This is a genomic window from Thermophilibacter sp., from assembly GCF_966187215.1.
Genome location: NZ_CBIFYV010000050.1, coordinates 1 through 10,164, shown reverse-complemented (window position 1 = coordinate 10,164; position 10,164 = coordinate 1). Strand labels below are relative to the sequence as shown.

The 10,164-nt window shown below is 69.7% G+C and carries 8 protein-coding genes; 6 read left to right on the top strand and 2 right to left on the bottom strand.

Annotated elements, in window-relative coordinates; genetic code table 11:
* Positions 1-347 precede the first annotated feature (347 nt).
* The 4 genes from ACWTSU_RS04455 to ACWTSU_RS04440 all read left to right on the top strand — a co-directional run bounded on the left by ACWTSU_RS04455 (position 348) and on the right by ACWTSU_RS04440 (position 4,247).
* On the top strand, positions 348-578 hold the full coding sequence (locus ACWTSU_RS04455; RefSeq protein ID WP_455138673.1) for a FeoA family protein: 231 nt from the start codon (positions 348-350) through the stop codon (positions 576-578).
* A gap of 102 nt (positions 579-680) precedes the next feature.
* Positions 681-920: a FeoA family protein gene (locus ACWTSU_RS04450; RefSeq protein ID WP_455138672.1), complete on the top strand. Its 240-nt coding sequence runs from the start codon at positions 681-683 to the stop codon at positions 918-920.
* A 135-nt stretch (positions 921-1,055) separates the two neighbouring features.
* A complete protein-coding gene (locus ACWTSU_RS04445; protein WP_455138671.1) occupies positions 1,056-3,743 on the top strand; it encodes a FeoB small GTPase domain-containing protein in 2,688 nt (895 codons plus the stop codon).
* Positions 3,744-3,827: 84 nt separating this feature from the next.
* Entirely contained in the window at positions 3,828-4,247 is a 420-nt protein-coding gene (locus ACWTSU_RS04440) for a helix-turn-helix domain-containing protein (RefSeq protein WP_455138670.1), read from the top strand.
* Here ACWTSU_RS04440 and ACWTSU_RS04435 read toward each other — a convergent pair.
* Both ACWTSU_RS04435 and ACWTSU_RS04430 read right to left on the bottom strand, forming a co-directional pair.
* Positions 4,210-5,967, bottom strand: a complete 1,758-nt coding sequence (locus ACWTSU_RS04435) for an ABC transporter ATP-binding protein (protein ID WP_455138669.1) — start codon at positions 5,965-5,967, stop codon at positions 4,210-4,212. The genes ACWTSU_RS04440 and ACWTSU_RS04435 overlap by 38 nt on opposite strands.
* Positions 5,968-7,758: an ABC transporter ATP-binding protein gene (locus ACWTSU_RS04430; RefSeq protein WP_455138668.1), complete on the bottom strand. Its 1,791-nt coding sequence runs from the start codon at positions 7,756-7,758 to the stop codon at positions 5,968-5,970.
* Between the two features lie 109 nt (positions 7,759-7,867).
* Here ACWTSU_RS04430 and ACWTSU_RS04425 point away from each other — a divergent pair, with 109 nt between their 5' ends.
* Positions 7,868-8,824: a helix-turn-helix domain-containing protein gene (locus tag ACWTSU_RS04425; RefSeq protein WP_455138667.1), complete on the top strand. Its 957-nt coding sequence runs from the start codon at positions 7,868-7,870 to the stop codon at positions 8,822-8,824.
* Positions 8,825-8,998: 174 nt separating this feature from the next.
* Positions 8,999-9,808 (top strand): ZIP family metal transporter, encoded by an 810-nt coding sequence (locus ACWTSU_RS04420; protein WP_455138666.1) that lies wholly within the window; start codon positions 8,999-9,001, stop codon positions 9,806-9,808.
* Positions 9,809-10,164 lie beyond the last annotated feature (356 nt).

Below are 10,164 nucleotides of genomic sequence, written 5' to 3'. Positions count from 1 at the left end.
GTTTTCAGGAAACCAATCCTGCGGACATATAAAGCTGTAGCTAATTTTGTATGTTATCCGAGGCACGGGAGCGGGGTTTTGCACGGGTCGGGGTTCTCGTGCGCAAAATCGCCGCTAGAGCGGCCCGGTGAGTGGCGAGAAGGACGTCGCCGTGCCCGGCGAGCGGTGAGAGCCCGGGATGTATGCGGCGCCCGGACGCAAAAGGCCCGCCCGCGTGCGCAAAATCGCCGCCAGCGCGGCTCCCGCGCGGCACTCGTAAGCCTGAGCAAACTTTTACTTGCGTCTAACGGAGTTAGGCGTATATTACTTTTGTCAAGTTGGTGAAGACAAACTTTTGGAGGCGGGACATGACGGCAGCTCAGCTCCCCCTCGCGATGGTGGGTGCGGGGGAGACCGCGCGCGTCGCGCGCGTCCGCGGCGACTCCGACCTGTGCCAGCACCTCGCGTCGCTCGGGTTCGTGGAGGGTGCCGAGGTCAAGGTGGTCTCGCGTGCCGCAGGCGACGTCATCGTGAACGTCAAGGGCGCGCGCCTCGCGCTCAACCGTACGATGGCGGGCCGCGTCGCCGTAACCCTGTGACGAACAGGGCAATGACGAAAAGGGACTGTCCCTTTTCATCGCCGCGCGACGGACAACGTGTATCGGTGCCGGCCTCGGCCGGCATGGGAAGAAAGGCAGCACATGGCAACACTCAAGGACGTGAGGGTGGGGGAGAGCGCGACCGTCGCGGCGCTGACCGGCGCGGGCGCGCTCAAGCGTCGCATCATGGACATGGGCCTCACCAAGGGCACGCGCGTCTACGTGCGCAAGGTGGCGCCGCTCGGCGACCCCGTCGAGCTCACGGTGCGCGGCTACGAGCTCTCGATCCGCAAGGACGAGGCGGCGTCGATCGAGGTCACGGACGTGCGCGCGGGTGAGTAGCGCGCCAGCGGGGAACCTCGCGGGCACGACGCGCACGGCCGTCAGCGGCCGTTTTTCTCGCCCAGCGAGTTAACCTCATCTAACAATTGTTACCCGCAAAGTAGCATATGGCAAACTTGGCAGGAAAGGCAGGGCATGGCAGACACGATCATCGGTCTCGCAGGCAACCCAAACTGCGGCAAGACCACGCTCTTCAACGAGCTCACCGGCTCCAACGGATACGTCGGCAACTGGCCCGGCGTCACCGTGGAGAAGAAGCAGGCCGCCTGGCGCGCCGACAAGGACGTCACCTTCGTCGACCTCCCCGGCATCTACTCGCTCTCCCCGTACACGCCCGAGGAGGTCGTCTCGCGCGACTACATCGTGGACGAGCGCCCCGACGCCGTCATCAACCTCGTCGACGTGACCAACCTCGAGCGCAACCTCTACCTCACCACGCAGCTTTTGGAGGCCGGCCGCCCCGTGGTGGTGGGCCTCAACATGTGCGACCTGCTCGAGCAGCGCGGCGACCAGATCGACGCGGCCGCCCTCTCCGAGCGGCTCGGCGTGCCGGTCGTGGAGGTCTCGGCGCTGCGCGGCAAGAACCTCGACGAGCTGGTGGGCAAGGCCGTGGAGTCCGCCCGCGCCGGCAGGGTGCAGCCGGGCGCGCGGTGCTTCTCGCCGGAGGTCGAGGACGCGCTCTCCACGATCGCGCAGCTCATCTCGGGCAGCTGCGACGCGGAGCTTACGCGCTGGTATTCCGTCAAGGTCTTCGAGCGCGACGCCGAGGCCATCAAGGCGCTGCACCTCAGCTCCGCCCAGCTCAACCAGGCCGAGAAGGTCATCAAGGCCGTCGAGAAGTCCCGCGGAGACGACGCCGAGTCCATCATCACCTCCGACCGCTACGACTGGATCGGCGAGGTCATGGCCACCTGCGTGCGCAAGGCGCCCAAGAGGCTCAGCCTCTCCGAGAAGATCGACCGCGTGGTCACCAACCGCGTCCTGGGCCTTCCGATCTTCGTCGCGGTGATGTTCGCCGTGTACTTCGTCGCCGTGTCCACCGTGGGCACGTGGGGCACCGACTGGGCCAACGACGGCGTCTTCGGTGACGGGTGGCTGTGGAACCCGGCCGACCAGGCGGCCTACGAGGAGGCCACCGAGGAGTACGACGCGGGCTTCTACGGCGACAAGATCGACGGCTTCATCGCCGCCGCCGAGGCCGACGGCGTGCCGACCGACGGGGTGGCCGACGCCGTGGCCGCGCTCGCCGAGGACCCGGAGGACGCCGAGGCCCAGGCCACGGTCGACGCCTTCGTGGCCGACGCCGAGGCCGTCGGCGTCACGGCCACCGACGTGCCGACCCACGACGGCGACGGCAACTTCATCGTCGTGGACGCCGACGGCGAGGAGGGCGTCGCCACGCGCCTCGACGCGGACGGCGAGCCGGTGCTCGCGGACGGCCAGGAGCTCTCCGTCATCGATGCCGTGACGGCCGCCGACTTCGAGGAGGCCGTGGCCGCGCAGGACAGCGCCCCGGCGCTCGAGGACTACGACAGCTTCGTGCCGTCGGTCCCGTCCGTGATCGAGGGCTGGCTCGCCGCGGCCGGCGCCTCTGACTTCGTCCAGGCGCTCGTGCTCGACGGCATCGTGGCCGGCGTGGGTGCGGTGCTCGGCTTCATCCCGCAGATGTTCGTGCTCTTCGTCATGCTCTGCTTCCTCGAGGACTGCGGCTACATGAGCCGCGTGGCCTTCGTCATGGACCGCGTGTTCCGCCGCTTCGGCCTCTCGGGCAAGAGCTTCATCCCCATGCTCATCTCGTCGGGCTGCGGCGTGCCGGGCGTCATGGCCACCAAGACCATCGAGAACGAGAAGGACCGCCGCATGACGGCCATGCTCACCACGATGATCCCGTGCGGCGCCAAGACCCCGATCATCGCCCTCGTGATGGGCGTGCTCATCGGCGGCTCCGACGCCTGGTGGGTGGCCCCGATGTTCTACTTCCTGGGCCTCGCCGCCATCATCGTCTCGGCGCTCATGCTCAAGAAGACCAAGATGTTCGCCGGCGAGCCCGCGCCCTTCGTGATGGAGCTGCCCGACTACCACTTCCCGACGCTCAAGAGCTGGTGGCTGCACGTGTGGGAGCGCATCTCCGCGTACCTCAAGAAGGCCGCCACGATCATCTTCGCCGCGTCCGTGGTCGTGTGGTTCCTGCTCGAGTTCGGCTTCGCCAGCTGGGCGGGCGGCGACGGCTCCTTCGGGTTCCTCTCGCTCATGGAGGGCGCGCCCGAGTACTACACCGACTACTCGCTGCTCGCGATGGTGGGCAACGCGGTGGCGTGGATCTTTGCGCCGCTCGGCGCCGACACCTGGCAGGCTGCCGCGGCCTCGATCAACGCGCTGATCGCCAAGGAGAACCTCGTCTCCACCTTCGGCGTCATCTTCGGCATCGGCGACGCCACCGAGAACTCCGTCACCATGTGGAGCGGCTTCGCCGGTATGTTCACCGACGGCGCGGGCGTGCTGCACGTGGGCGCGATGTGCGCGTTCGTGGCGTTCAATATGCTCGACGCGCCGTGCTTCGCCGCCATCGGCACGATCCGCCGGCAGATGGACAGCCCCAAGTGGTTCTGGTTCGCGATCGGCTACCAGTGCGTGTTCGCGTGGTGCGTGGGCCTCATCATCAACCAGCTGTGGGAGCTGTTCGCGCTCGGGAACTTCGGCGTGTGGACGGTGGTGGCGTTCGTGCTGCTCGCGGGCATGATCTTCCAGATCGTGCGCCCGATGCCGCGCGACGAGCGCCCGGACGAGAAGATCCTCTCCGACCTCTCCGAGTCCGCCGCGTAGCAGACGGGGGTAGCCCCCTAGTCAAGTCGAGCGCGCCGTCGGCCCTCGCGGTCGGCGGCGCGCCGTCGTACGGAAGGAGCCCGCATGCACAGAAGATCAGAGATTGCGCGGGCGGCGCGCGAGGTCCTTCTCGCCGACCTGTCGCGGAGGGTGACGATTCCCGAGCTGGCGCGGGTCTGCGGCACCTCGCCGACGGTGCTCAAGGAGGCCTTCCGTGCGGAGTTCGGCATGCCGGTCTACGCGTGGTTCCGGCGTCGGCGCATGATCGCGGCCGCGCGGCTGCTCGTGTGGACAGACCTGCCGGTGCACGAGGTCGCGCGCGTCGTGGGCTATGCCAGCGCGTCAAAGTTCGCGCGGGCGTTCGCGGCCTGCCTGCGCCTGGGGCCGAGCGCCTGGCGCGAGCGCTACGGCCGCGTGAGACAATGGGGACGGAGGTGTTTGTCACGCCTCCGTCCCCATTGTCACGTTACAGCGTCCAGCCCGCGCTCTCGCGCTGGAGGCTGACCATCCGGGCGAAGAGCCCGCCCGCGGCGAGCAGCTCGGCGGGGCTGCCCTGCTCGACCACGCGCCCGCCGTCGAGGACCACGATGTGGTCGGCGGCCTCGACCGTGCGCATGCGGTGGGCGATTACGATGACGGTCTTTCCGACGAGAAGCCGGCTCAGGGCCTGCTGCACCTGGGTCTCGTTCTCAACGTCGAGCGACGCGGTGGCCTCGTCCAGAAGCACGATCGGCGCGTCCTTCAAGAGGGCGCGCGCGATGGAGATGCGCTGGCGCTCGCCGCCGGAGAGCTTGGAGCCGTTCTCGCCGATCATGGTCTGGTAGCCGTGTGGGAGCCGGCTCACGAACTCGTCGCAGTTGGCGGCGCGGGCGGCGGCGAGCACCTCCTCGTCGGTGGCGCCGCGGCGTCCCAGGCGGATGTTGCCCATGACGGTGTCGTCGAAGAGCAGCACGTCCTGGAACACCACGGCAAAGTCGCGCAGCAGGACCTCGGGGTCGACCGTGCTCACGTCCACCCCGCCCACGCTCACGCGCCCGGAGCCCGCGTCCCAGAAGCGGCAGGCGAGCCTGGAGCACGTGGACTTGCCGGAGCCGCTGGGGCCCACGAGCGCGGTGACCTCGCCCTGGCGCGCGGTGAAGCTCACGTCGGAGAGGACCTTCTCGGCACCGCGGTCGTAGGCGAAGCTCACGTGGTCGAACACCACGTCGTGCTCGGCGGGCGCGTACGCATCGCTGCCGGCCGCCAGCGGCTCCTCGTAGAAGCTCCTCATGCGCGCCGCGGCCGTGCGCGCCGAGAAGAGCTCGGCGATGAGCATGAGCGCCTGGTCGAACGGCGCGTAGATGCGCGAGACCACGATGAGGAAGCAGAAGAGGGCGAGGAAGTCGCAGGTGCCCTCGGCCACGAACGTCGCGCCGGCGAGCAGCGTCGTGGCAAAGCCCAGCCTGAGCACGATCTGCGCGCCGTTCACGCACACGCCGGTGACCATCTCCGCGCGCACCGCGCAGCGCTCGGCGGCGTCGACGCTCTCGTTGACGTGCTGGAGGTAGCGGTCAACCTGGTTGGTGGCGCGCACCTCGCGCACGCACTCGAGCGCCTCCTGGATGTGCTCGGAGGTGCGCAGGCCCGCCATCCGCGTCCGCCGCATGAGCGGCTGCAGCTTGGCTCGCACGCCAAAGAGCAGCGCGAGCGCCACGGGGCCCGACCACATCGAGGCGAGCATGAGCCGCCAGTCAAAGCAGGCGAGCGCCGCGGCCGCGATGGCCATGGTGGCGTAGGCGCCGTAGAGCTCGGGCAGCACGTGGCTGTAGGCGTGCTCGCAGGTCTTGACGTCGGTCATGAGCGTCTCGGTGAGGTCGGCGAGGTCGCGCCGGCCGAAGAACGAGAGCGGCAGCTTGCGCAGGCGCTCGGCAAGCCCGATGCGCTGCCGGCCGGACTCCTTGTAGATGACGCCGTACTGGTAGTAGTAGGCGAGCCGCTCGCAGACGAAGAGGACGACGCCGTAGGCCAGCGCACCGGCGAGAAGCGCGGGCGCGCCCAGCGCGAGCAGGTCGACGCCGCCCCAGGGCTCGCCGCCCGTGAGGCGCGCCATGAGGCTCGACGCGGTGAGGAAGAGCAGTCCCGACCCGCCGAAGACCACGAGGTTGGAGACCGTGGTCCACACGGCGCCGAGCTTGACGTTGCGCACGCCCTCGTCGGTGAGGGCGTACTTCTCCTTGATGGTCATCTATGCCACCTCCCCGGCGCTGGTGATGCGCCAGCTCACGGCCTGCTCGTAATCGGCCCACATGCGCGCGTAGAGGCCGCCGGCCGCCACGAGCTCGTCATGCGTCCCCTGCTCGGCCACGCGCCCGTGGTCGAGCACCACGATCCTGTCGGCGTTGCGCACGGTGGAGAGCCGGTGCGCGATCATGAGCGTGGTGCGCCCGGCCGAGAGCCGCGCGAGCGCCCGCTGGATGAGCACCTCGTTCTCCGGGTCGGCGAAGGCCGTGGCCTCGTCGAGCACCACGATGGGCGCGTCCTTCAGGATGGCGCGGGCGAGCATGAGCCGCTGCACCTCGCCGCCCGAGAGGTAGACGCCGTCCGTCCCCACGACGGTGTCCACGCCCTGGGGGAGCTTCTCGACGATGTCGGCGCACTGCGCGGCCTCGAGCGCCGCCATGACCTCGGCGCGCGTCGCGGCGGGCCGGGCGGCGCGCACGTTCTCCAGGATGGACTGCGAGAAGAGCCGGTTGGCCTGGAACACGAAGGCCACGCGGTCCATGAGATCTGCCGGGTCCAGGTCGCGCACGTCGACGCCGCCCACGCGCACGCTGCCCGCCGAGGCGTCCCAGAAGCGCGGCACGAGGCTCGCCGCCGTGGACTTGCCGCCGCCGGACGGCCCCACGAGCGCCACCGTGCCGCCGGCGGGCACGGTGAACGACACGTCTTCCAGTGCGGGCTCCTCGGCGCCGTCGTAGGTGAAGCTCACGTGGTCGAAGGCCACGTCGTTGCCCGCGGGCGTCCGCGGGACCGCGGGCGCGTCGATCACGGGCGCCGCCAGCACCTCCTCCACGCGGCTGAGCGCGTCGGCGGCCGACTGCAGCGCGTCGGACATGAACATCACGCGCGTCATGGCGGTGGGGATCACGGCCGAGAAGATCGCGTAGAACGTGAAGTTCGCGAGGAAGCGCGCGGGGTCCGCCTCGCCGGGCGCGAGCATGAGGGCCACGGGCACGAGGAAGACGGCCACGCCGTTGATCACCGTGAGCGAGAGCGACTGCGGGTTCCGGCACCACGTCACCGCGTAGTCCTGGGCGAGCCGCGTGAACTCCTCGATCGACTCGCGGAACGCGCGGAACGAGTGCACCGTCTGCTGGAACACCTTGATGACGGGGATGCCGCGCACGTACTCCGTGCCCGTCTTGTTCATCTTGACGAGAGAGCCCATGTAGCGTCGCATGAAGTCCATGCCGCGGCCGCCCATCATGTAGAACATGCAAGCGAACGAGATCGCCACCGGCACGAGGCACGCCAGGCCGAGCCGCCAGTCAAACACGAAGAAGATGACGAGCATGCCGCCGATCATGGCGATGCTGCCCGCCGTGTCCGGCAGCTTGTGGGCGAGAAGCCCCTCGGTCTCGGCCGCGCAGCCGTCCACCACGCGCCGCAGCGCGCCCGACGCGTGGCTGTCGAAGTAGCCCAGGCTCGTGCGCATGAGGTGCGCGGTCGTGGCCTTGCGCATGTTGGACGCGCAGCGGAACGCCGCGAGGTGCGTGCACATGAGCCCCGCGAAGTAGAGCGCGATGCTCGCCACCGCGAACCCGAGCGCCCGCCAGCCGTAGGCGCCGATGCCCGTGGCCGCGCTCCAGCGGGGCGCCACGGCGATGAGGTCGCGCGCGGTGAACCAGATGCAGACGTAGGGGCCAAAGCTCAGGAGCATCGAGACGGCCGAGAGCGCGCAGCCCAGATAGGTGAGCGCCCGGCGCGGCCCGGCAAAGGCGAGGAGCCGCCCGACGGGCCCTGGTTGTTTGGACATTGATACCTCCAAGTCCTTCTCGGTTGATTGTTACCGTTCTCTAACTTACTATCGGGACGAGGAAAGGCGCGTCCCGCGCGCGAGGTTGGGACGATTTCGAAAGGCGGCGATGGCCACGGACCGGCTCGGTGAGCTGTACCTGCCGCAGGTCGAGCAGTTCGGCGTGACGCTGCGTCCGTGCGGGGCGGCGCTCGTGGGGTCGGTGTCCAACGAGCGCGCCGAGGCGCGGGTGTGCGTCTATCGCCTCGGCGAGCTGGGCGTGGTCACCTCGCATCGCATTCGCGTCCTGCGCGACCTGCCGTTTTCGGAGCGCGGGGTCCCGGGGGTGTGCGTGGCCACGCTCTGCGCCGACAGCCTGGCGCTGTGCCCGGTGCGCCAGCCGCGCGCGCCGCGGCGCTCGGGCAACGTGGCCGTCTTCGGCCAGGGCGGCCGGGAGTGCGCCACGGTGCTGCGGGCCGGCTCGGTGCAGGACGCGGTCTCGGTCACGCTGCTGCCGGAGTGGTTCGCCCGCATGGGGGACGCCGACCGCTCCGCCGCGCGCGGGCTCATCGAGGGGGTGGGGGAGACCTGCCCGGACGAGATGGCCGCGCGGCTCGACGCGCTCATGCGGGCGGTCTCCCCGCTGTTCGGCGGCGCGCTCGCGGACGGGCGGAGGCTGGCGGGGCTCGCGCGCGACGTGACGCGCGTGACGCTCGACTGGCACGAGGGGCGCGAGCGCGCCGAGGCCGCGCGGGGGACGCTCGCCCAGGCGCGGCTCGTGCGCGCGGCGGCGTGCCACATCGCGCGGCACCTGGACGCGCCGCTCTCGCTGGACGGCCTGGCGCGCGACCTGCTTACGAGCCGCTCGCGGCTGTGCGCGGCGTTTCGGGCCGAGACGGGCCAGAGCGTGGGCTCCTACATCGCGCGCGAGCGCGTGGCGCGCGCCGAGCAGCTGCTGCGCGTGGGGTCGCTGAGCGTGGGCGAGGTGGCGCGCGCCGTGGGCTACCCGCGGACCTCGAGCTTCACGGTGGCGTTCGAGCGCGCCCGGGGCGTCCCGCCGAGCGTCTGGCGCGCCGAGCGCTCCTGAGAACCTCACACCTGGTGCGAGCTTTCACGTTCTTCTCGCCAGCGAACTGGACTTTTCCGGGAGACGAGAAGAAAAGATGAGACGAGCTGTGAGGTTCGGGGCCCCGTGTGGCGCACGACCGGCGGTCGCGTATACTGGCCGGTGATAAACACCACCAGAAAGGTAGGAATTACCATGGAAGCAGGAATGTCCCAGGCGCTTGCCTGGGCCGCACTCGGGTGCGGCTTCACCTGGCTCATGACCACGGCGGGCTCGGCCGTGGTGTTCTTCTTCAGGAGCGAGCGCAAGCTCATGCACCACATCTTCCTCGGGTTCGCCGCGGGCGTCATGGTGGCGGCGAGCGTGTGGTCGCTGCTCAATCCCGCGATCGAGCAGGCCGAGGAGCAGGGCGTGCCGGGGTGGCTGCCGGCGGCGGGAGGCTTCCTTCTGGGCGTCGCCTTCCTGATGCTGCTCGACACGCTGCTGCCGCACCTGCACGCCGACGCCGACGAGCCGGAGGGCCTGCCCTCGGGCTGGCGCCGCACGACGCTTCTGGTCTCGGCCGTCACGCTGCACAACGTTCCCGAGGGCATGTCGGTGGGGCTGCTCTTCGCCATGGCGGCGCAGACCGCGGGCGCGGCGGGCGACGCCTACCTCGGCATGGCCGTGGCGCTCGCGCTGGGCATCGGGCTGCAGAACTTCCCCGAGGGCGCGGCCATCTCGCTGCCGCTCGCGCGCGAGGGCATGAGCCGCGGGCGCGCCTTCGTCATGGGCAGCCTCTCGGGCATCGTCGAGCCGGTCTTCGGCGTGGCCGTGGTGCTCGCGAGCGGCTGGATTGCGCCGTTCATGCCGTGGCTGCTCGCCTTCGCCGCGGGCGCGATGATCTACGTGGTGGTCGAGGAGCTCATCCCCGAGGCGCACCTCGGGCAGCACTCCAACGTGGGCACGCTCGGCTTCATCTTCGGGTTCGTGGTGATGATGGTGCTCGACGTGGCGCTGGGGTAGGGCGCGCCCAGCTGTGGAGAAGATGTGTAAGCCAAAGTTAACACTTAGAGTGAGCCCGAGTTAACTTATTCTAACAGTGCGCCAGGAGACACGGCGACACACCGGCGCTGCACGTTTAACCCTGCCCGAGCGACGGTCCCTCTCCCCGTCGCGAACGGCGAACCTCGCGCCACCTGCCAACCCCCTCAGAGGCAGGTGGCGCCTCTGTGTGCCGGGGGCGTCTCCGGTCAGCCGGCCGCGTCCTGCCTCGCCTGCCGCGTCCGCCCCATCCGGTTACGATGCTCCTATATCTGTCAAGTCACTCCCTGGCGACCTCCGGGGGCATCCCGTCGGCGACCCACGCGGCGTAGCGCGCC

Coding starts and splice junctions, on each gene's coding strand:
- ACWTSU_RS04430 (WP_455138668.1), bottom strand. CDS start 7,758: ATGTCCAAACAACCAGGGCCCGTCGGGCGGCTCCTCGCCTTTGCCGGG.
- ACWTSU_RS04445 (WP_455138671.1), top strand. CDS start 1,056: ATGGCAGACACGATCATCGGTCTCGCAGGCAACCCAAACTGCGGCAAG.
- ACWTSU_RS04425 (WP_455138667.1), top strand. CDS start 7,868: ATGGCCACGGACCGGCTCGGTGAGCTGTACCTGCCGCAGGTCGAGCAG.
- ACWTSU_RS04450 (WP_455138672.1), top strand. CDS start 681: ATGGCAACACTCAAGGACGTGAGGGTGGGGGAGAGCGCGACCGTCGCG.
- ACWTSU_RS04420 (WP_455138666.1), top strand. CDS start 8,999: ATGGAAGCAGGAATGTCCCAGGCGCTTGCCTGGGCCGCACTCGGGTGC.
- ACWTSU_RS04455 (WP_455138673.1), top strand. CDS start 348: ATGACGGCAGCTCAGCTCCCCCTCGCGATGGTGGGTGCGGGGGAGACC.
- ACWTSU_RS04435 (WP_455138669.1), bottom strand. CDS start 5,967: ATGACCATCAAGGAGAAGTACGCCCTCACCGACGAGGGCGTGCGCAAC.
- ACWTSU_RS04440 (WP_455138670.1), top strand. CDS start 3,828: ATGCACAGAAGATCAGAGATTGCGCGGGCGGCGCGCGAGGTCCTTCTC.